This is a genomic window from Cobetia sp. 14N.309.X.WAT.E.A4 (assembly GCF_030397495.1).
In the GTDB taxonomy this organism is placed as follows: domain Bacteria; phylum Pseudomonadota; class Gammaproteobacteria; order Pseudomonadales; family Halomonadaceae; genus Cobetia; species Cobetia marina.
In genome coordinates this window covers 97,538-119,124 of the sequence record NZ_JAPNXT010000011.1, presented here as the reverse complement: position 1 = coordinate 119,124, position 21,587 = coordinate 97,538, and the positions used below count along the sequence as shown (strand labels likewise).

The window sequence follows — 21,587 nt, the reverse complement described above, 5'->3', positions numbered from 1 at the left end:
AACCCCTGTTACCGCCGTGAAAGGGCGGTGTCCTGGACCACTAGACGAATGGGACACACTGGAGCGGGAAACGAGATTCGAACTCGCGACCCCAACCTTGGCAAGGTTGTGCTCTACCACTGAGCTATTCCCGCACTCCGATCTCTACGCTGCAAGAAGTGGCGTCCCATAGGGGGTTCGAACCCCTGTTACCGCCGTGAAAGGGCGGTGTCCTGGACCACTAGACGAATGGGACGTAACGTTCTTGCCTCGTCGAGGTGGCGCGTATATTACAAAGCCCCCTCCCCTTCGTCAACCCCCTGCTTCAACAGGATTTTTCCGGCGTTGGCCAAGTGCATCCACCACGTGCTTGTGGTCACGCCCTGACGCCCGCATTCTTGGGGTATGTACCGGGTGTCGAGTGAAGACCGGTAGCCATTGTTTCGGATTGCCGCTCACGGGAACTTGCTTGCAGGTTCGCGCGGGCGTCGATTCGAGAAACGCATAGAGAGAAGAGACCATGAGCGAGCAAGACAAGCCGACCCAGGACAAGTTGATCCGCAGTGAAGAGGAATGGCGCAAGCGTCTGACGCCGGAGCAGTATCGCGTCGCACGTGAAGCCGGTACCGAACGCCCCTTCAGTGGCGATCACGAGGTCAGCCCGACACCGGGCACCTATCACTGCATCGCCTGCGACGCGAAGCTGTTCGACAACGACACCAAGTTCGACGCCGGCTGTGGCTGGCCGAGCTTTGATCGGCCCTATGCGGATGCCGCCGTCGAAGAGCATTTCGACACCAGTCATGGCATGCGACGTGTCGAAGTGCGCTGTCGTCGTTGCGAATCCCATCTGGGACACGTCTTTCCCGACGGCCCTACCGAGACAGGGCAGCGCTATTGCATCAACTCGGTGTCGCTGCGCTTCAAGCCGGTGCGCAGCTGAGACGCCAGAGCGCGAGAAGACGATGCCAGCGTTTCTCCATGGCCGAGCGGCCTCTGGTAGAATGCGCCGCCATACGCGTCCCCTCTCCTTGCTGCCTGTCATCTATCGCCACCTCCATTGGTGAGCGACTCCTGACAGGCGGGCGAGGAGGCAGGACAAGAGGTGACAGGACAACCGTCATACCCCTGACGGCAGGAGAAGCAACATGCTGGGCTGGTACCCGGGACACATGCACAAGGCGCGTCGTCAGATAAAGGACGCGCTGCCCGAGATCGACGTGGTCATCGAAGTCCTCGATGCCCGCCTCCCCTACTCCAGCACCAATCCGGTGCTGTCCGAGCTGACCCGCCACAAGCCGGTCCTCAAGCTGCTGTCACGTGCAGACCTGGCGGACCCGGCACGCACGCGTGAATGGGTCGAGTATTTCGATGCCCTGCCCGATACCCGTGCACTGGCGATCACCACGCTTGAGGCGCGTGACCTCAAGCAGATCCCGCGGCTGTGTCGCGAGATGGCCGGTCATATCCGTGTCGATCGTGATGCGCGCGTGATGGTGATGGGCATCCCCAACGTCGGAAAGTCGACGCTGATCAATGGTCTGGCGGGTCGCAAGATCGCCAAGACCGGCAACGAGCCCGCCGTCACCAAGCGTCAGCAGAAGATTCGCATCGATGGCGGCATCGCCCTGATCGACACCCCCGGGGTGATGTGGCCGAAGATCGAGGATCAGGCCAGCGCCTACCGTCTGGCCGGCAGCGGCGCGATTCGGGATACCGCCATCGACTACACCGATGTGGCGGTGGTCGTGGCGGCGGAGCTGGCCAGGCGCTATCCCGATGAGCTGATCGCTCGCTACAAGCTCAAGTCACTGCCGGCCTACAGTGCCAACCCTGACGCCGAGCGAGTCGAGAGTGATGGCCCGCGCAAGGTCGATCTGATGGCGCTCTCGGGCTTCAACGGGGTCGCGATTCTGGAAGAGATCGCCAGCAAGCGTGGCGGCCTGCGCGCCGGTGGCATCATCGATCTACATCGCGGTGCCGAGGTGCTGCTGCACGAACTGCGCGATGGCAAGCTCGGACGTCTGACGCTGGAAACGCCGGCGGACATTCCCGCCGAGCCGGTGCCGGAAGCCAGTGGCGAGACGCAAGATGGCGCACGGATGAGCGAACCGCCTGAGTCCGCGAGCGAATAACGCTACCAGAACAGTGAGATAACGACGGTCGAATTCAGATCTCATTCGCGGACCATGCCTGCAAGCCAGTTGAAAATCCTGCCAGATAACCTCTGGCGGGATTTTTTTTTGCCTGAACATTTCAAACCGCAAATTTAACCACGCTATTGGCCCTTGGCCGTGGCGCGGCAGGCAGGCGGCGCGATATGCTGGACACTCGCCCCTACACCTTACGTGACGGAGATCTACGGAAAGCACCATGGATACCGAGCAAAGAAAGCCCCGCGAAATTCGCAAGTCACACAAGCTGGACAACGTCTGCTACGACATTCGCGGGCCGGTTCTCGAACACGCCAAGCGTCTCGAGGACGAAGGTCATCGCATTCTCAAGCTCAATATCGGCAACCCGGCGCCCTTCGGCTTCGAGGCACCGGAAGAGATCCTGCAGGACGTGATGCGCAATCTGCCGACCGCGCAGGGCTACTGTGACTCCAAGGGGCTTTACTCGGCGCGCAAGGCGATCATGCAGGAGTGTCAGCGCAAGGACATCCAGGGTGTCGGCATCGAGGACATCTACATCGGCAACGGTGTCTCGGAGCTGATCGTGCTGGCCATGCAGGCCCTGCTCGACGATGGTGACGAGCTGCTGGTACCGGCACCGGATTATCCCCTGTGGACCGCTGCCGCCAATCTGGCCGGCGGTCGTGCCGTGCACTATCTGTGTGACGAGGCGCAGGACTGGGCCCCCTCCATCGAGGACATCCGCGCCAAGGTGACCAGCCACACCAAGGGCATCGTGCTGATCAACCCGAACAACCCGACCGGCGCGGTCTACCCGCCAGCCGTCGTGAAGGACATCCTGCAGGTCGCACGGGAATACGGTCTGGTGGTGTTCTCGGATGAGATCTACGACAAGATCCTCTATGACGATACCGAGCACGTCTCCACCGGTGCGTTGGCCGACGATCTGCTGGTCGTGACCATGAATGGCCTGTCCAAGAGCTATCGCTGCGCGGGCTTCCGCTCGGGCTGGATGATTCTCTCCGGTGACAAGCGCCCGGCGGCCGACTTCATCTCCGGTCTCGACATGCTGGCCAGCATGCGCCTGTGCGCCAATGTCCCGGCCCAGCACGCCATCCAGACCGCACTCGGCGGCTATCAGTCCATCAATGACCTGGTCCTGCCGGGTGGCCGTCTGCTGGCCCAGCGTGATGCGGCCTGGAAGAAGCTCAACGAGATCCCCGGCGTCAGCTGCGTGAAGCCCAAGGGCGCGCTCTACATGTTCCCGCGTCTCGACCCGGAGATGTATCCCTTCGAGGACGACCAGCAGATGGTGCTGGAGCTGTTGCTGGAAGAGAAGATGCTGCTGGTGCAGGGCACCGCCTTCAACTGGCCGAATCCGGATCACCTGCGCATCGTCACCCTGCCCTACGCCGACCAGCTGGAAGAGGCCATCGAGCGTCTCGGTCGTTTCCTGGCGCGCCGCCGCAAGGGCTGAGACACCTCTCTCCTGCGGCAGGCTCCCGCAGCACTGAGCCTCGAGACGGCCTGACGCCACGGTGTCGATACCTGCCTCACGAAAGGTCTACGCACACCGGCACGGTGGTGATACCTTCCTGTTACGCGCCGCCTGTCCGCTATGTCGCAGTGATTCATCTCACTGTCAGCATGGCGGGCAGATAATTGCGCCTTACCGATAGATTGGCTTTGGAGACCTGACCCCATGATGCGGATAGCCCTCTTTCTGATCACCAACCTGGCGGTGGTGCTGCTGGCCAGTGTCACGCTGCGCCTGCTGGGCTTCGATGGCTACATGGAAGCCAACGGCATCAATTACACCGCCCTGTTGATCTTCTGCTTCATCATCGGCATGGCCGGCTCGGTGATTTCCCTGTTCCTGTCCAAGATGATGGCCAAGTCCTCGACGGGCACCGTGATCATCGAACAGCCACAGAACGATACCGAACGCTGGCTGCTGACGACCGTCGAGGAACTGTCTCGCGACGCCGGTATCAAGATGCCGGAAGTCGGCATCTTCCCGGCGCAGCAATCCAATGCCTTCGCCACCGGCTGGAACCGCAACGATGCGCTGGTCGCCGTCTCGGCCGGCCTGCTCAATCGCATGCGTCCCGAGGAAGTGCGTGCGGTACTGGCGCACGAGATCGGTCACGTGGCCAACGGCGACATGGTGACGCTGACGCTGATCCAGGGCGTGGTGAACACCTTCGTGATGTTCTTCGCGCGCATTGCCGCACATGCCATCGACGCCTTCCTGAAGCGAGATGACAACAGCGGCGGCCTGGGCTTCTTCGGCTACATGGCCGTGGTCTTCGTCCTTGAACTGGTGCTGGGCCTGGTGGCCTCGATGATCGTCGCCTGGTTCTCGCGCTGGCGCGAATATCGTGCGGATGCCGCAGGCGCGAGTCTCGCGGGCAGCGGTTCGATGATCAACGCGCTGGCACGCCTCAAGCAGGAACATGAGCTGCCGGACCAGATGCCTGACACCATGACCGCCTTCGCCATCACCACCGGCAAGAGCCGCAAGCTGATGGAGCAGCTGTTCGCCAGCCACCCGCCGCTGGATGACCGTATCGCCGCACTCAAGGCCGCTGCCTACAAGTAAGCCTCGAGCAGCACCGCACACTTGAGCGATGCAGAAGCCCGCCACGTGAGTCACGTGGCGGGCTTCTTGCGTCAGGGCTGACCCCGCAGACTCCCAAGCATGCCTCGCGGCACATCGTGATCAGCCACGAAGTGCCACAGGGGGTTGCGGCCACGATTGACTTGGCATGCAGGCAACTGCATAAAGCAGACTCCTGCGTCCGTTCAGCGCCAATGTGATCCCCTCGGGCTTTCACATCCGGCCCCTCCCCGAACGGCGCCATGCCTCATGAGGCTCGACATGCAACGCACCCTCGACATCATCACTCGCCTGATCGCCTTCGATACCACCTCGGATCGCTCCAATCTGGCATTGATCCACTTCGTTCGCGATCTGCTGGCCGAACATGGCATCCAGGCGAGCGTGCTTTCGAATGCCGAAGGCGACAAGGCCTCGCTGCTCGCCACGATAGGGCCCGCGGTGGCCGGTGGTGTCGTGCTCTCCGGCCATACCGATACCGTGCCCGTAAGCGGCCAGAACTGGTCCCATGACCCTTATCAGGCCACGCTGAAGGAGGGTCGTCTTTACGGTCGTGGCTCGGTGGACATGAAAGGCTTCATCGGCCTGTGCCTGGCGATGGTGCCGGATTTTCTTGATGCTCCCCTCAAGCGGCCACTCCACCTTGCCTTCTCCTACGATGAGGAAAGCACCTGTCTGGGCTGTCTGCCACTGATCGACCACATGCGCGACACGCTGCCCGACGTCGCCGCCGTCATCATCGGAGAACCGACGGAGGGACGCGTGGTCTCGGCGCACAAGGGGGTGCATGCCTGGCGCACGGAAGTGACCGGCGTGCCGGCGCATTCGAGCCGACCGGACCTGGGTGTCTCGGCCACGTTCTACGCCGCGCGCATCATCTCGGAGCTGGAACGCACGGCAAACGACCTGCGCACCCAGGCCTCACGGGGCGAACTGTTCGAGCCCCCGTACTCCACGCTGCACGTCAGCACCATCCAGGGCGGCAATGCGACCAACATCATTGCCAAGGATGCTCGCCTGCATTGGGAGCTGCGCAACCTGCCCGGTGATACCCCTGACGCGGTACGCGCGCGAGTCGATGACTTCACCGCCCGACTGGCCCTCGAGATGCAGGAGCACTCACCGGAGTGCGCCATCCAGACACTGGAGGACTACGCCTCGGTACCGGCGCTCACGCCGGAGCCCGACGGCAAGGCAGAGACGCTGGCCTTTGCGCTGACGGGTCAGCGTGAACGCTGCGGTGTCGGCTTCTGCTCGGAAGCGGGCTGGTTCCAGGATCGCGGTTTCTCGACTGTCGTCTGCGGGCCAGGCTCCATCACGCAGGCCCACAAGGCGGATGAGTACATCGACATCGCCGAACTGGAGCGCTATCGCGAGTTCCTGATACGCCTCACACGTCATCAGTGCACTGACTGAACGCTGGACGACACCCCTCGAGTGCCCATGAAAAAGCCCGCCGCGTTCACCACGCGGCGGGCTTGGCTGTCTCTGTCACCCAGTACGTCAATCAGCGAGACTCTGCCGTCTCATGAGGGGTATCCAGCACCAGAGATTCGGCCAGCGGAGTCGGCTCTCCGCCATCCGCCTCGTCGCCTTCGGCCAGACGCTCCAGCTTGAAACCGACCATGGCATAGGCCACCGCCAGCACCAGATTGACCAGATTGAACAGCGCAAACGGCAGATAACTGAGAGTCGCGACCCCCAGCGTTGCCGCCATGTAGGCGCCGCAGCTGTTCCAGGGAATCAGTGGCGAGGTGATGGTGCCGGAATCTTCCAGTGCCCGCGACAGATTGACCGGCGCCAGGCGACGGCGGCGGAATTCAGCGCGATACATGCGCCCCGGCAGGATGACCGAGATGTATTGATCCCCGGTCACCACATTGGAGGCCAGGCAGGTGCCCAGCGTGGTGATGACCAGCGAACCGGCATTGCGCGTCGCGCCCAGCAGGCTCTGCACCAGACGCTCCAGCAGGCCGAGTCGTTCGATCACGCCGCCGAAGGTCATCGCCGAGAGGATCAACCACACGGTGTTGAGCATGCTGCTCATGCCGCCCTTGGAGAGCAGCGAGTCGATCACCTCATCGCCGCTGTGGGAGACATAGCCATCGAACATCGACATCCATACGCCCTTGAGCAGCGCCATGGCGGTGGACATGTCAGGGACATTCGCCAGTCCCGCCACGGCCTGTGGCTGGAAGATGACCGCGAAGACCCCCCCGAGCACCGCACCGATGAAGATCGCCGGGAAGGCGGGCATCTGACGCACGGCCATCACCAGCAGCACCAGCAGCGGAATCAGCAGGTGCAGGCCGATGTTGAACTGCTCACCCAGCTGGGCACGCAGGTTGGCGACCTGCTCCGGCGTCTGCAGGCTGGAGACGGAGTCGTGGCCCAGCCACAGAAAGCCTGCCAGCGCGAGCAGGATGCTGGGAACCGTCGTCCACAGCATGTGACGAATGTGCGCGAACAGCGTGGTCCCCGCCGCCGCCGGCGCCAGATTGGTGGTATCCGACAGTGGCGAGAGCTTGTCACCGAAGTAGGCCCCGGAAATCACCGCACCCGCCGTGATCGCCTCGGAAAGTCCCAGTCCATCGGCAATGCCGATCAGGCCAATACCGATGGTGCCGGCCACCGTCCAGGAGCTCCCCACCGACAGCGCCACCAGCGCGCACAGCAGACATGCCGAGGCATAGAAATACTGAGGCGCGATCACATCCAGCCCGTAGTAGATCATCGCCGGCACGGTGCCACCGAGAATCCAGGTACCGATCATCGCGCCTACCGCCAGCAGGATCAGGATCGCGCCCAACGAGATCTGGATCCCCTTGTTGATCCCCTCTTCGATATCGCTCCAGCGATAACCGTTCTTGAGGCCGATGACTCCCGCGATCATCGCGCCAGACAGCAATGCCACCTGATTCGGCCCCCAGGAAGCATCGGCGCCGAACAGCACGACCGCCAGCACCAGCATGGCGATGACCAGCACGATGGGGATCAGGGCATCCAGCAGGGAGGGGGGGCGAAAGCCACCGCCCTCGGCTGGTCTATCAGGAGATTGTTGCATTCAGGACACCATCTTCAGGAAATGAGGACGCCGACACGCGCCGTCGTGACGGGCATGGCAGAAGGCACGAGAAACGGGGAGTACGCGGGGAGCCAGCGGGCCACACTACCCTCGGACAAGTCGCCCGGGGTGCGCCCTGACATCTGTCGTCAGCGTAATTTTGGGCGACATTATATCGACCAAGGTCGCAGTCCGAAACGTCCGAGAACCGGTTTCATCTACCGGGTCACCCGCCCCACATCCGTACCTGAGACGAGAACGCCCCTGCCAGCGAAGCTGACAGGGGCGTTCTGACTGCCTGATGATCGAGATCCGTCACTCGGCCTCGACACCTCCTGCAGGTGGATATCGCAGGAGAGATGACATGTCACATCATTTGCTGGCCAGCTTCACACGCGAGAAGCCGAAGCCTTCCAGCACTTCACGCAGCTCACGGGCGTTCTTCTTGAGTTCGACGCGCAGCGTGGAGAACTCGCGACGCAACGGATATTCACGCCGATAACGCAGGAAGCCCTCGGCGTTGCCGAAGCGGCGCTGATAGCGACGCAGACCCAAGGCATCGCGGCGCACGTCGTAACAGGCCCGAACGCAGAGACCGAGGGCCTCTTCCGGCGGCGCCCACCCCGTCAGCACCAGCTTGCGAAGCCACGGGTCCGGCTTCAACTGGCCCAGCTTGCGTCGTGCGGGCAGGCCGAAATGCCGGCAGGCCTGCTGATAGATGATCTCGGTTCCCTGCATCTTGCCATCCAGACTGTGTCCGGCGATGTGCGGCGTGGCGATATCCACCAGCGAGGCCAGCTCCGCATCGATGTCCGGCTCGTTCTCCCACACATCCAGCACGGTCAGCAGATCAGCCTGTTCCAGCAGACGCTGCTTGAGCGCGGCAGTATCCACGCAACCACCGCGTCCTGCGCTCAGCAATACGCTGCCGGGCTTCATGGCACGGATGCGCTCGGCATTGATCAGGTGATGGGTCGGGTACTCACCGCCTGTCACCATCGGGGTATGCACGCAGATGACATCACACTCGGTCACGAGATGATCGATATCGACGAAATTCAGCGCTTCTGCCGCCTCCTCTCCCGACTCCTGCGCCAGCGCGCGCGGAGGATCACAGACCAGCACCTCGGCGCCCAGCGACTCGAGACGCTTGATCAGCCTCGAGCCGACCTGACCTGCACCGACCACGCCGAAACGACGATTGAGCTGCAGATCGAAGCCTTCCTGCTCCGCCAGATGCCACAGCGAGGACAGCACGTAATCCACCACCGAATCGGCATTGCAGCCCGGCGCATTGGTGAAGTGAATCCCTGCCGACTCGAGCCATTCGAGATCGACATGATCCGTGCCGATGATCGGCGAGCCGACGAAGCGCACCCGAGTGCCCTTCAGCAATGCCTCATCCACCCTGAGCGTGGAGCGGCAGATCAGCATGTCGGCTTCCTTGAGGACGGCATTAGTGATCTCGCTGGTCGGCAGACAGATCACTTCCCCGAATTCAGAGAAGAACTCTTCTGCCAGAAGGACGTTATCATCCACGATGATGTGCATCTGTTGCCTTGTTCCTTGCTGTGCCGGTGGGTAGCGTTGCGGTCGTTGCCGCGTGCATGGCGTCTTGCAAAGCTTCATGACTTGCTGCAAGGCATGCGAAGATTACAATGGTATGATTCAGCGTTCGCCGCCGTGCCATCTTAGGCGTACGCAGCATGCGCCACAAGCCTGCAGCGCCTTGCGAGCCATCCACATGCCACCTCTGTTTCACCTCGGGAGTCACGCGTGATCATCCGCTGGGAAAGCCATCATGATTACGTCCTGGTCCATGTACATCAGGACATGTTCGGCGACTGGATCGTCAGTCGCTCCTGGGGCCAGATCGGCACCCAGTTCGGCGGACTGAAGCACGATCTGGCCGAAAGCTACGAGCAGGCCATGACCTGGGTCAGTGACCTCGCTCACATCCAGGCCTCACGTGGCTTCACCAAGGTGCTGGAGGCCACGGCTGACAGCCCCGAGGCCGAAGATGCCATGCGCCAGATGTCACTGCTGGAAGGCTAGGCCGCCGCCGGGACCCGCAGACAAGAAGACCGCCGCTACCTTGAGGTAGCGGCGGTCTTTCGTTCAGGCCCGGACATGATGCGAATCAGCGCAGAAAGCGACGCCCATGGCGCATGACATGCCCCTGCGGCTCGACGCCTGAGTCACGCCTGGCAGGGGGCGTCCGATCGACGCCCTGCTCGACGCCCTGCGCGCGCAACCACTCCGGCAACACCTCTTCGCCATCGGCCAGCGAGTACTCTGCACCCGATGCGCTCGCCAGCACGGGAATGCGTGTCGCGTAGCGCTCGCTCAGTTGCGCGTCGAAGGCGATCTCGACCCGCGTGAGCGTGACATCGGCCCCCAGCGCCTGCAGCGAGGCTTCCAGCCGAGCACACAGATGACAGCCCGCCGTGGTGTAGAGCCACAGCGGGACGCTGGCCATCGCTCAGCCCTTCACGTCGCTGGCGCGACGGATGCGGAAGACGTGGTGGATATCCGGACGACGCTTGAAGTCCGGGTCCAGCAGCTTGCGCGACAGGTCTTCCACCACATGATGCTGGCTGACGCTGTCATCCATCACGAAGCGACGATGGTTGTTGGAGAAGATCAGCGTGCCGCCCGGGGCCAGGCTGGCCATCGCCAGGTCAATCAGGCGCGCGTGATCACGCTGGATATCCAGGGTGCCTTCCATCTTCTTGGAGTTGGAGAAGGTCGGCGGATCCAGGAAGATCAGGTCGAACTCCTCGCGGGAACGCTCCAGCCACTTCAGGCAGTCGGCACGCACCAGCTGGTGACGCTTCTCGCTGATGCCATTGAGCTTGAAGTTCTCGCGGCCCCAGTCCAGGTAGGTATTGGACATGTCGACGCTGACACTCTCGCTGGCACCGCCCAAAACCGCGTGCACGGTGGCCGTCGCGGTATAGCAGAACAGGTTGAGCACCCGCTTGCCGTCCGCTTCCTTGCCCAGCAGCTTGCGCACCGGACGGTGATCCAGGAACAGGCCGGTATCCAGGTAGTCCTTGAGGTTCACCCACAGTCTGGCGTCGCCTTCCTGCACCTCGATACGCTGACCGGAGCTATCCTGACGGGTGTACTGCGCCTTGCCCGCCTGACGCGTGCGCTGCTTGATATGGATATCGTTGGGCGAGCAGCCCAGTACCTGCGGAATCGCCGCCAGTGCATCCATCAGGCGGCGCTGCGCCTGACTGGCATCCACGGACTTGGGCGGCGTGTATTCCTGCACGTGCACATGACGCCCGTAGATATCGATGGCCAGCGCGTACTCCGGCATGTCGGCATCGTAGAGGCGATAGCAGGTGGTACCGCTCTGCTTGAGCCAGCGCGCCAGCGACTTCTGGTTCTTCTTCAGGCGATTGGCGAACATCTGGCCGCCCTCGCTCAGCGCGGGCTGACTGCGGGCATCTTCGGCCACGCTGTCTTCGTCGACCGCTCGCTCACGCGCTGCCACGTCGATCATCAACAGCTTGCAGTCGAGCTGGCCGTTGCGGAAGGCGTACTGGCGATGCGCACGCAGGCCGAGACGATGGCCGAGGTCCGGATTGCCGGTGAACATGCCCAGCGTCCAGCCGCCGAAGTGACGCTTCATGCGCTCACCGAGGCTTGCATAGAGCGGCACCAATGCCGGCAGCTCACCCAGACGCTCGCCGTAGGGCGGGTTGGTCATCACCAGGCCGGTGGTGGCGCCCTCAGGACAGGTCAGCTCGGCGACGGAGGCGCCTTCCAGCTCGATCAGCGCCGGAATGCCGGCACGCATGGCGTTGGAGCGCGCGGCAGAAATCGCCTGCGGGCTGTGATCGCGACCGAACAAACGCGCGGTGACCTTGCGGCGCCCGGCGATGGCACGCTGCTCCATCTCCTCGCGCAGACCTTTCCAGATACGCTCGTCATGACGCCCCCAGTGGCGGCAGGCGAAGTCTTCATTCAGCGACTGCGGCGCGATATCCGCCGCCATCAAGGCCGCCTCGATCAGCAGCGTGCCGGAACCGCACATCGGGTCGACCAGGCTCTCACCTCGCGCCGCACGGGCCGGCCAATCGGCACGCATCAGCAGTGCCGCGGCCAGATTCTCCTTGAGTGGCGCATGGGCGAGGTCGGGGCGGTAGCCACGCTGATGCAGGCTGCGACCCACCAGGTCGATGCCCAGCGTGATGAAGCCATTGTGCAGATGCGCATAGATGCGCAGATCGGCATTCTTGCCATCGACGGTCGGCTTGTGGCGACCTTCCTCGAACATCGCCTCGACGATGCCATCCTTGACGGTCTGAGCGCCGAAGAAGGTGTGTCGAATATCCTTCCATGTTCCGTGAAAATCGACGGCGATGGAGGCACGATCCGGCAATTCCATTGCCCAGTCGACGCCGGCGCTCGCCTTGCGCAGCTGCTCGCCGGTGTCGACGCCACCCACGCGGGTCAGCAGGCGAATGATGCGATTGGCCAGGCGTGACCATAGGATGGTGCGGTAAGCCGTCTCCTGACTTCCATTGAAGTGGACGCCGGCCACGGTAGTGCCGGTCACCTCGGCACCCAGCGACGTCAGCTCGTCAGCCAGCAAGGTCTCGAGGCCACGCGGACAGGTCGCAAACCAGGTGGAGAGCGGGTTGCTGGGGGCGCGCGGCGAAGTCGCAGAAGTCGTGTCAGTCATGAATCTCTCACCGGCAAAGGCCGGACTTATTCCTGTGAGTTGGCTTCTGGCACTAGCGATATTCCTATACGGCTGTCGACAAGCCAGAGGCAGTGTTCTAAAAACTATAGGTGTAGCTGCAATTCGGAAAGGTGACACGCCAAGCGAAAAGGAGGTTCACGGAGCGAAACCCTCATTCAGGCAGCATGCCCGACTGCATCTCGGTGACCATTGCCACCGATGAAACAGGATTCTGATGACACAACCTTCAGAGCAGAGATCCGGGCCTGCAGTGACCTATCCACCATCACGCTCGAGCATGTACTGGCAAGACCCTCCATCATCTCACATCCACGGCCTTTCCCGACACGGCTGGTCAGTGGCCACTGAGGTGATGAAGCACGAGGCCGGCAGTGACCTTCAGGTCATCGGCCTACTCTCTCACTCGGCAAGCCATGCTGTATCGAGTCGCTGCCACCGGACGATGTCTCCTCGAGAGACACCACGACAGTGACTCCAATGCCGATGGGTTCTCACATAGAGGTCATCCATGAAGAGACAGAAACGTGATCGCTTTCAGCGTGCCTATGTTCACGGCTACAAGGCCGGCGTTACCGGTCGTTCCCGTGATGATTGTCCCAGTATCGATGTCAATCTACGTGAATTCTGGATGAGTGGCTGGCGCGAAGGACGTGGCGACCAATGGTCTGGCATGACCGGCGTGTCCGGCATCCACAAGAACCCCATGGTGCTGTCCTGAGCCCCAGCGGGCTCCGGCAATGGACAAACCAGGATACTCCCACCGGGATGTTGATTCCCGTCCCGATGACTTTCAGGATGCATGACGTCAAGGAGTGACACCTGAAGATGGCGCCTGGCGCCTTTCACCCCGCCCACGCAGCCTGATGCGCTGCGCAAGCGGATTCTCCGGCATCAGTCTACCGGATCGCCTGATCAATGGCGCCGGAAGGCACGTACAGAGAGGACTCGAGGTGTTCACGGTGACTCAGTCGATGCTGATGTCACCCGGAAAATCCCAAGGACGTCGCTTAGCGACATGACAAGCCACCAGGGAGGTAACGCCTTATTTCTATCTTGAAGACGCACGGCACTGTCAGGCGCGTGAAGCAGTAGGCAATGGGGCCGACACGCTTCACCGCTTGAAAGGCCGAGATGTTGGCGCTCGTGTCGATTCCCTCGCGACATGGCTCCAGAGAATGCGCGGCAGGCGACGGCCTGCATGAACGACGGTTCAGCGCGGAGCACGACACGGGCAAACGTTCACCTTGACTGCATCAGCAGGCTTCTTGCAGGCCTGCTATCACCATCCACGGACCCGATGAGCTCGATGGGCCAATACCCGACCGCCGTCCCTGACGGCAAAAGCGCTTCGCATCGTGCACGCTGGCTGGACATGGCAGCCAACACGGCAATGTCAGTTCACGAGACATATCGCTGACACTGCCACATCATCATTCACGCCGGTACCGAGGCCGCCTTCTGATGTCAGGAGGCGGCTCTTTCGTTGTCTGGCTGTCTGGCTGTCTGGCTGTCTGGCTGATCACAGCTTGATGAGCGTATCCGCCTTCTCCAATGCACGCGCGCACTCTCCGATCAGCGCCGGGCCGCGATAGATCAGTCCGGAGTACAGCTGAACCAGGTCCGCGCCCGCCGCGACCTTCTCGCGCGCACTCTCACCATCCGTGATACCACCGACACCGATGATCGGCATGTTCGGCAGTGCTTCGCGCAGCCCGCGAATCACGCGGGTGGAGGATTCCCGCACCGGCGCACCGGACAGGCCACCGGCCTCTTCTGCGTGCGAACTTCCCGCGACCGCGGAGCGCTCGATGGTGGTATTGGTCGCGATGACACCATCGATGCCATTGTCAGCCAGCGCACGCGCCACGAACAGAATCTCTTCACTGTCCATGTCAGGGGCGATCTTGATCACCAGCGGGACCTTCTTGCCACGCTCGGCATCGAGTTGATCACAGCGCTCGCGCAGCCCTGCCAGCAACTGATTGAGGTGGTCCCCGAACTGCAGATTGCGCAATCCCGGCGTGTTGGGCGACGAGATGTTGGCGGTGATGTAGTCGGCGTGAGCATGCACGGCCTCGAGGCAGACCAGATAGTCGCTCAGCGCATCATCCACCGCCGTGGTCAGGTTCTTGCCGATGTTGATCCCCAACACGACACCGGAGGCACCACGCGCCTGACTGGCCTTGACCTTCGCGACCAGATGCTCAACCCCGGCATTGTTGAAGCCCATGCGGTTGATGATCGCCTGGTGCTCCGGCAGGCGGAACAGGCGCGGCTTCGGATTGCCAGCCTGCCCTTTCGGCGTCACCGTGCCGACCTCGACGAAACCGAATCCCAGGGCGGCGAGCGCATCGAGGTGATCGGCATTCTTGTCGAGACCGGCAGCCAGCCCGACACGGTTGGGGAATTCGAGCCCCATCAGCGTCACCGGGTCACGTGGTGCCTCACCGCCCAATCCACGCGCCATGCCAAGCCGATGGGACATGTCCAGGGCGTTGAGCGTCACACCATGAGCCGTTTCCGGATCGAGCTTGAACAGAAGCGAGCGAGCAAACGAGTACATGGTGATCTCCAGGCAGCAGCGACAGGGGGCATGACGACAGCGGAACTGGGCGCGAAGTATACCCGAAGCCCGTCGCGACAGACACTCCGCCGGACGCGATTGCCTCAGGCGAGAATGACGAGGGAGAACGAAGAGAAGTGACGAAGATGAGGCACAGAGGAAGGCGACAAGGAAGCGACACACGAAAGAAGGCGGCCCCGAGGGCCGCCTTCCTTGTCACTGTCAGGGTCTGAGCGCTGGGCTTATTTGACGTCCAGCTGACGCACTCGCACGGTGTAGTTGTTGACCCCTTCCATGGCAGTACCGAACTTCTGACCGCTGACCCACACGGTGTAGCGCCCCGGTTCCAGCACGGTCTCGAGGTGGAAGTCGCCCTCGAAACCTTCGCCCTTGTCGCTGGCCACGGTATTGCCGTTCTCATCCAGCAGGCGCATCTGCAGCTTGTAGGTACCTTCGCTGCCCGGGAATGTCTCGCTGTCGATGGTCACGGTGCCGCGATCTGAGACATCGAAGGTCATGACCTCGCCCTTCTCGCGAATGCGCACATCGGTGACGATCTCATCGAAACGACGGTCCGGCTCCGCTTCACTTTCGGTGACGGCAGCGCTGCCGGTCGCCGCCGCCGTGGTGGCAGACGCCGTGGTGGCAGACGCCGTAGTGGCAGACGCAGAAGAGGCAGCTTCGGCCGTGCCAGTCGCCGTGCTGGCGACGGCTTCACCGGCAGTAGCGCTACCTTCCGCGGCAGCGTTGCCGGTCTCGGCGGCCTTCTGCTCGCGCGCCGCCTGCTCAGCTGCGGCCACGGTGGCCGGCTTGATGGTCGCCACTTCATCGTCTGCATCGACGAAGGCAGTGCGACGGCCATCACCATCGGTGTCCAGGAACACCAGACCGTCACCGGTCTCGATGCCGCTTTCCTCGGCGGAGAGCTTCTCACCGCTCTCGCTGAGGCCCGCCACGTTCACTTCATAGGTATTGCCACCCGACTTGCCGGCGCCCAGCTTGTCGGCGCGTACGCGCAGCTTGTAGACCCCGGGCTCCAGCTCGACATTCATGTTCAGGCCATCCGATGCCCTGTCCCCCGTGCCCGTGGCGATGATCGCACCCTGCTCGTCTTCCAGGCTGGCATTCAGGGTGTAGGGATCACTCACATCGAAGTTGGCGTTGCCGTCGATCTCATAGCGCCCGGCTTCCTTGATGGTGAACTGATGGACACTGGTACCACCGAACTGGAAGTTCTGGCTGTGGGCATCGCTGCGCGGCTTGAGAAACTTGGAGATGTCCAGCTTGCCCGCAGCGGCTTCGGCACGCTGCTGTGCAGGGCTGCCATCTGCCAGCACGGCCTGGGATGCGAGACTGGAGAGGCCGAGCGCAATGGCGCAGGCAAGGGGTAACGCACGTTGTGACATGGTGTCTCTGCCTTGTTGTACTGAAGTTCTTGAAAACGTAAGCCGACCGCTGCCATCGCGGCAACCATGCGGCTCAGGAAACAGGGGTTGCACTCGCTGCCCTCAGCATACCAGACCCTCGACGACAGTTACCTTACCCCAGCCTTGGCAATCGCGATTTTCTTGATTGCACAAAAAAACCCCCGCCATTGGCGGGGGTTTCGTTCAGCGATGACGCTTACAGATGTGCGTATCGCGGGTCAGCAGAGTTCCTGCCCGGCTCACGCCTCGCGACGGGACTCGGCCAGATCGACCAGTTCACGCAGTGCGACGGCGAACAGCGGGAAGCTCAACTGGGCACCACTCTTCATCTCGCCCAGCAGTGAGCACCAGCGGCTGACCAGTCCTTCATGGCTTGCCATCCAGTTGTCGACACGCTCATCGATCTCGCGCGGGGCATTGTCCTGCTTGAGCACGCTGACAGTCAGGGCCAGCTGCTGACGATCCAGGTCATCACGGAAGCTCTCGCGCGCCTGGGCCTGCCAGCTGTCCTGCACCTCGAGGCCGTTGATCTTGTCGCCGACCCACGGCAGCTCGAGACGATGGCCGATGCCGTAGAAGGCTTCCGCCACACGGTTGATCTTCTCGCCGGTCACCTTGGCGGCCTCGATGATGCCGAGACCGGCATACAGGCTTGAGGTCGCCGCGATGGTGCTGGCCAGCGCTTCCGGAACGCCTGCCTCGACGTAGTGGTCGCGACGAGCCTCCCAGTGCTCGCGGGCTTCGCCCTTGAGGCGCTCGCCGATGCTCTCGGACAGCTGAGCCAGACGCGGCGCGAAGTGCGAGATGCTCTCCTTGACGCCCATGCTGCTGCGCTGACGCAGGAACCAGCGGGTGGCGCGACGCATCAGGCGCATCAGATCGCTCATCATGCGGTACTGCATGTCGGCCGGCACCTGGTGATCCAGCGCCTCGATCTGGGTCCACAGCGCTTCCAGGTTGAAGCTGTCACGCGCCACGATGTAGGCACGCGCAATCTCGGCCTTGCCGGCACCGGTGGTGTCTTCCAGGCGACGCACGAAGGCGATGCCCATGTGATCCACCAGGTCATTGGCGATCTGGGTGGCGGCGATCTCACGCTTCAGACGGTGCTGATACATCTCCTCCGGGAAGCGCTCCATCAGCACGCGCGGGAAGGCGCGCTCCAGATGCTGCTGCACGTAGCTGTCATCCGGCACGTCAGAGGCGATCAGGCTGGTCTTGAGATCGCTCTTGGCGTAGGACACCAGCACGGACAGTTCCGGCAGGGTCAGGGCTTCACCGGCATTGGAACGCTCGATCAGTGCCTCATCGGAGGGCAGGAACTCGAGCTCGCGATCCAGGGTACCGGCCGCTTCGAGTTCATTGATGAAGCGACGGAAGACGCCCATGCCTTCCTTGGACTGCAGCTCGGAGAGCGACAGTGCCTGGGTCTGGCGATAGTTGTCCTTGATCACCAGCTCGCCGACCTCGTCGGTCATCTCGGCCAGCTGCTGGTTGCGCTGCTTGTCGGTCAGGTCACCGCGGGCGACGATGTCGTCCAGCAGGATCTTGATGTTGACCTCGTGATCCGAGCAGTTCACGCCACCGGCGTTGTCGATGAAGTCGGTGTTGACGCGCACGCCACGCTTGGCTGCGGCTTCCATGCGGCCACGCTGGGTCAGCCCCAGGTTGCCGCCCTCTCCGACCACCTTGCAGCGCAGCTCGTTGCCGTTGATGCGCAGACCGTCGTTGGCCTTGTCACCGACATCGGCGTGAGTCTCGGTGGAGGCCTTGACATAGGTGCCGATACCGCCGTTCCAGATCAGATCGACCTGCGCCTTGAGCATCGCGTTGATCAGCTCGTTGGGCGCCAGGCGGTCTTCGCGGATGTCGAAGACTTCCTTCATCTGCGGCGTGATGGTGATGGTCTTGGCATCACGCGAGAACAGGCCGCCACCTTCGCTGATCAGGCTCTTGTCGTAGTCATCCCAGCTGGAACGCGGCAGACGGAACAGACGCTCGCGCTCGGCGAAGCTCTTCGCGGTGTCCGGGGTCGGGTCGACGAAGATGTTGCGGTGGTTGAAGGCACCGACCAGACGGATCTTCTCGGACAGCAGCATGCCGTTGCCGAAGACGTCACCGGCCATGTCACCGATACCGACCACGCTGAACTCGTCTTCCTGGATGTTGATGCCCATCTCGCGGAAGTGACGCTGCACACTGACCCAGGCGCCCTTGGCGGTGATGCCCATGCCCTTGTGGTCATAGCCGTTGGCGCCACCAGAGGCGAAGGCATCGCCCAGCCAGAAGCCGTACTCGTTGGAGATGGCATTGGCGATGTCGGAGAAGGTCGCGGTGCCCTTGTCCGCCGCGACCACCATGTAGGGGTCGTCTTCGTCATAGCGCACGACGGCGTTCGGCGGTACCACGTCACCACCGGACAGGTTGTCGGTGATGTCGAGCAGTGCGCGGATGAAGATCTGGTAGCAGGCGATACCTTCCTTCTGGATCACGTCACGGTCGTTGCTTTCCGGCATGCGCTTGCAGACGAAGCCGCCCTTGGCCCCCACCGGCACGATGACCGCGTTCTTGACCTGCTGCGCCTTGACCAGCCCCAGCACTTCGGTGCGGAAGTCCTCGTGACGGTCGGACCAGCGCAGACCACCGCGCGCGACCTTGCCACCGCGCAGGTGTACACCCTCGACGCGCGGCGAGTAGACGAAGATCTCGAACATCGGACGCGGCTTGGGCACGTCCGGAATCTGACGGGTATCGAGCTTGAAGCTGATGTAGTCCTTGGCCTGACCATCTTCCGCCGGCTGGAAGAAGTTGGTGCGCAGGGTGGCCATCATCAGATCCACGTAGCGACGCAGCAGACGGTCGTCGTTGAGGCTGGAGACCTGATCGAGCAGACCGTTGATGCGCTCGCGGCAGGCGCTGACGTCATCCTCATCGCCCTGACCCTGCGGGTCGAAGCGCAGGTTGAACAGCTGCACCAGCTCGCGGGTGATATCCGGATGGCTGCCCAGGGCATTGGCGATGTAGGCCTGGGAGAGGCCGAAGCGGATCTGCTTCAGGTAACGCGCGTAGGCACGCAGCATCGCCACTTCACGCCAATCAAGGCCGGAGCCGATGATCAGGCGGTTGAAGGCATCGGATTCGGCTTCGCCGGACCAGATCTTCTTGAAGGCTTCGATGAAGCTCTCGCGCACTTCGGACAGCTCGACTGCGCCCTTGCCGTGGTGCTCCAAATCGAAATCGTGGATCCAGCAGGTGGCATCGCTGCGCTCGATCTCGTAAGGACGCTCACCGATGACGCGCAGCCCCAGGTTCTCGAGAACCGGCAGCACGTCGGACAGCGGAATCGGCTGATGCTTGTGGAACAGCTTCAGGTTGACACCCGAGTTGTCATCCTCGACCAGACGATAGGTGCTCAAGGCCACGACATCGCCTTCATCCAGCGCACGCAGATGGCCCACGTCGTAGACGGCGGTGCGCGGCGAGAAGTCATCACGGTAGCTGCCCGGGAAGGCATCGCGATAACGGCTCATCAGTTCATTGGCCTGCTCTTCACCGAAGCCTTCCACCATCGCGGCATGCAGCTCGTCACGCCAGCTGCGTGCCAGCTGGGCGATCTTGTTCTCCAGCGCGCGCATGTCGTACTGGCCAGGCTCGTCACCCTTGAAGCGCAGGATGAACTGGATGCGTGTCAGCACGGACTCGGACAGATACGGCGTGAAATCACCGAAGGTGGCATCCAGCTCTTCGCAGAGCAGATTCTGGATGCGCACGCGTAGGTCGGTGGAGTAGACATCGCGCGGCACGAACACCAGCACGGAGAAGAACTTGCCGAAGCGGTCTTCACGCACGATCAGTCGCACGCGACGACGCTCACGGATATTGAGGATGCTGGTGGCGGTGCGGGTCAGCTCATCCGTGGAGATCTGGAAGAGGTCATCACGCGGATAGACTTCCAGAATCTGCAGCAGGTGCTTGCCGTTGTGGCCCTTCGGGTTGACCCCGGCGGCCTCCATGACGTCCTGCACCTTGCGACGCAGAATCGGCACGTTGCGCGGACTCTGGTTGTAGACCGTGGAGGTGTAGAGCCCCAGGAAACGACGCTCGCCGATCACGCGGCCTTCGGCATCGAAGCGCTCGACAGTGATGTAGTCCGGATAGGCCGGACGGTGCACGCGGGCGTGGAAGGCGCTCTTGGCGAAGGACAGCAGCTCCGGGATCAACACGTACTGATCGCTGTTGACGCTCTGCTGATGGCGGGACTGCTCGTGATAGCGCTCGAGGTCCAGCTTCAGGACGCCAAGCTCGGAACCCTCGACCTTGCTCAGCACGCGAGTGCCGTCGTCCTGCTCTTCGACGGTGTATTCGTCATAGCCGAGGAAGGTGAAGTGATCGTTGCCCATCCACTCCATGAACTCGCAGGCTTCCTGGTGATCCGCCTCGGACACGGTGGCAGGACGGTTGTCACGCAGCTCTCTGAGCGCCTGAGCCCCCTGGGAGCGCATGGCCTCGAAATCCGCCACGGCGACCCGCACTTCAGCCAGCACTTCACTCAGGCTGTTTTCCAGATCTTCGAGCATCTCGCCATCGTTGTGGCGATCGATCTCGATGTAGATCAGTGACTCGCGAGTCTCGGGAGCGTTCTCGGCGCGCGGCGCGGTCACGCGCTCCAGCTGACCGGAGGCATCACGCGCCACGGCCAGCACGGCATTGTGGATGGCATGCACGGTGATGCCGCGACGATTGAGCTCGATGCGCACCGAGTCCACCAGGAAGGGCATGTCCGGGTGCAGCACTTCGATGATGGTATGGGTGGACTGCCAACCATGCTTCTCGAAGTCAGGGTTGTAGGCGCGCACCTTGGGGGCAGCGTGACTCTGCAGGAAGTGCCATACGGCCAGAGTGGAGCCGTAGAGGTCATCCAGCTTGCGCTCGGCCATGTCCTCGAAGGAAGCCGTCGCATGATAATCGCGCGCAAAGGCCGCGATTTCCTGCACCTTGTCCTTGGGAAGTCGCTTGTCCAGCTGCTCTTGGAGCTGCGCAAGGAATTCCTGCTTGCCGTCCGTCGCCACGTGTAGCATC

14 protein-coding genes and 2 tRNA genes are annotated in these 21,587 nt (G+C 62.4%); 7 read left to right on the top strand and 9 right to left on the bottom strand.

What is annotated here, in order from left to right; translation table 11 throughout:
- Window positions 1-59: 59 nt before the first annotated feature.
- Together OW493_RS14270 and OW493_RS14265 are read right to left on the bottom strand one after the other, a co-directional pair.
- Window positions 60-134, bottom strand: a tRNA-Gly gene (locus tag OW493_RS14270).
- A 25-nt stretch (window positions 135-159) separates the two neighbouring features.
- A tRNA-Glu gene (locus tag OW493_RS14265) sits at window positions 160-235 on the bottom strand.
- A gap of 264 nt (window positions 236-499) precedes the next feature.
- Between OW493_RS14265 and msrB the strand changes: the two genes are divergently transcribed.
- The 5 genes from msrB (at window position 500) to argE (ending at window position 6,150) form a co-directional block, all read left to right on the top strand.
- On the top strand, window positions 500-922 hold the full coding sequence (gene msrB / locus OW493_RS14260; protein ID WP_077378468.1) for a peptide-methionine (R)-S-oxide reductase MsrB: 423 nt from the start codon (window positions 500-502) through the stop codon (window positions 920-922).
- 205 nt (window positions 923-1,127) lie between these two features.
- Window positions 1,128-2,114 carry a ribosome biogenesis GTPase YlqF gene (gene ylqF / locus OW493_RS14255; RefSeq protein ID WP_176493533.1) on the top strand — a complete coding sequence of 329 codons (987 nt, stop codon included), beginning with the start codon at window positions 1,128-1,130 and terminating at the stop codon, window positions 2,112-2,114.
- Between the two features lie 238 nt (window positions 2,115-2,352).
- A complete protein-coding gene (locus OW493_RS14250) occupies window positions 2,353-3,591 on the top strand; it encodes a pyridoxal phosphate-dependent aminotransferase (RefSeq protein WP_271303161.1) in 1,239 nt (412 codons plus the stop codon).
- A gap of 225 nt (window positions 3,592-3,816) precedes the next feature.
- Window positions 3,817-4,716: a protease HtpX gene (gene htpX / locus OW493_RS14245; protein WP_077378460.1), complete on the top strand. Its 900-nt coding sequence runs from the start codon at window positions 3,817-3,819 to the stop codon at window positions 4,714-4,716.
- Between the two features lie 279 nt (window positions 4,717-4,995).
- Entirely contained in the window at window positions 4,996-6,150 is a 1,155-nt protein-coding gene (argE, locus tag OW493_RS14240; RefSeq protein ID WP_218015060.1) for an acetylornithine deacetylase, read from the top strand.
- Between the two features lie 91 nt (window positions 6,151-6,241).
- Here the strand turns inward: argE and nhaC are convergent, their stop codons facing one another.
- Together nhaC and pdxB are read right to left on the bottom strand one after the other, a co-directional pair.
- Window positions 6,242-7,798 carry a Na+/H+ antiporter NhaC gene (nhaC, locus tag OW493_RS14235; RefSeq protein WP_077378455.1) on the bottom strand — a complete coding sequence of 519 codons (1,557 nt, stop codon included), beginning with the start codon at window positions 7,796-7,798 and terminating at the stop codon, window positions 6,242-6,244.
- A gap of 372 nt (window positions 7,799-8,170) precedes the next feature.
- Window positions 8,171-9,349 carry a 4-phosphoerythronate dehydrogenase PdxB gene (gene pdxB / locus OW493_RS14230; RefSeq protein ID WP_176503210.1) on the bottom strand — a complete coding sequence of 393 codons (1,179 nt, stop codon included), beginning with the start codon at window positions 9,347-9,349 and terminating at the stop codon, window positions 8,171-8,173.
- 225 nt (window positions 9,350-9,574) lie between these two features.
- Between pdxB and OW493_RS14225 the strand changes: the two genes are divergently transcribed.
- Entirely contained in the window at window positions 9,575-9,853 is a 279-nt protein-coding gene (locus OW493_RS14225; RefSeq protein ID WP_077378449.1) for a WGR domain-containing protein, read from the top strand.
- Window positions 9,854-9,938: 85 nt separating this feature from the next.
- On the opposite strand, the gene OW493_RS14220 is transcribed toward OW493_RS14225, so the two are convergent.
- Both OW493_RS14220 and rlmKL read right to left on the bottom strand, forming a co-directional pair.
- Window positions 9,939-10,277 (bottom strand): glutaredoxin family protein, encoded by a 339-nt coding sequence (locus OW493_RS14220; RefSeq protein ID WP_289864584.1) that lies wholly within the window; start codon window positions 10,275-10,277, stop codon window positions 9,939-9,941.
- A 3-nt stretch (window positions 10,278-10,280) separates the two neighbouring features.
- Entirely contained in the window at window positions 10,281-12,497 is a 2,217-nt protein-coding gene (gene rlmKL, locus OW493_RS14215) for a bifunctional 23S rRNA (guanine(2069)-N(7))-methyltransferase RlmK/23S rRNA (guanine(2445)-N(2))-methyltransferase RlmL (RefSeq protein ID WP_141392553.1), read from the bottom strand.
- A 529-nt stretch (window positions 12,498-13,026) separates the two neighbouring features.
- Here rlmKL and rmf point away from each other — a divergent pair.
- Window positions 13,027-13,236 (top strand): ribosome modulation factor, encoded by a 210-nt coding sequence (gene rmf, locus OW493_RS14210; RefSeq protein WP_043334308.1) that lies wholly within the window; start codon window positions 13,027-13,029, stop codon window positions 13,234-13,236.
- Window positions 13,237-14,037: 801 nt separating this feature from the next.
- Here rmf and OW493_RS14205 read toward each other — a convergent pair.
- The 3 genes from OW493_RS14205 to OW493_RS14195 all read right to left on the bottom strand — a co-directional run bounded on the left by OW493_RS14205 (window position 14,038) and on the right by OW493_RS14195 (window position 21,586).
- Window positions 14,038-15,081 (bottom strand): quinone-dependent dihydroorotate dehydrogenase, encoded by a 1,044-nt coding sequence (locus tag OW493_RS14205; RefSeq protein ID WP_289864582.1) that lies wholly within the window; start codon window positions 15,079-15,081, stop codon window positions 14,038-14,040.
- Between the two features lie 242 nt (window positions 15,082-15,323).
- Window positions 15,324-16,487, bottom strand: a complete 1,164-nt coding sequence (locus OW493_RS14200; RefSeq protein WP_289864580.1) for a hypothetical protein — start codon at window positions 16,485-16,487, stop codon at window positions 15,324-15,326.
- A 260-nt stretch (window positions 16,488-16,747) separates the two neighbouring features.
- A complete protein-coding gene (locus OW493_RS14195) occupies window positions 16,748-21,586 on the bottom strand; it encodes an NAD-glutamate dehydrogenase (protein ID WP_289864577.1) in 4,839 nt (1,612 codons plus the stop codon).
- Window position 21,587 lies beyond the last annotated feature (1 nt).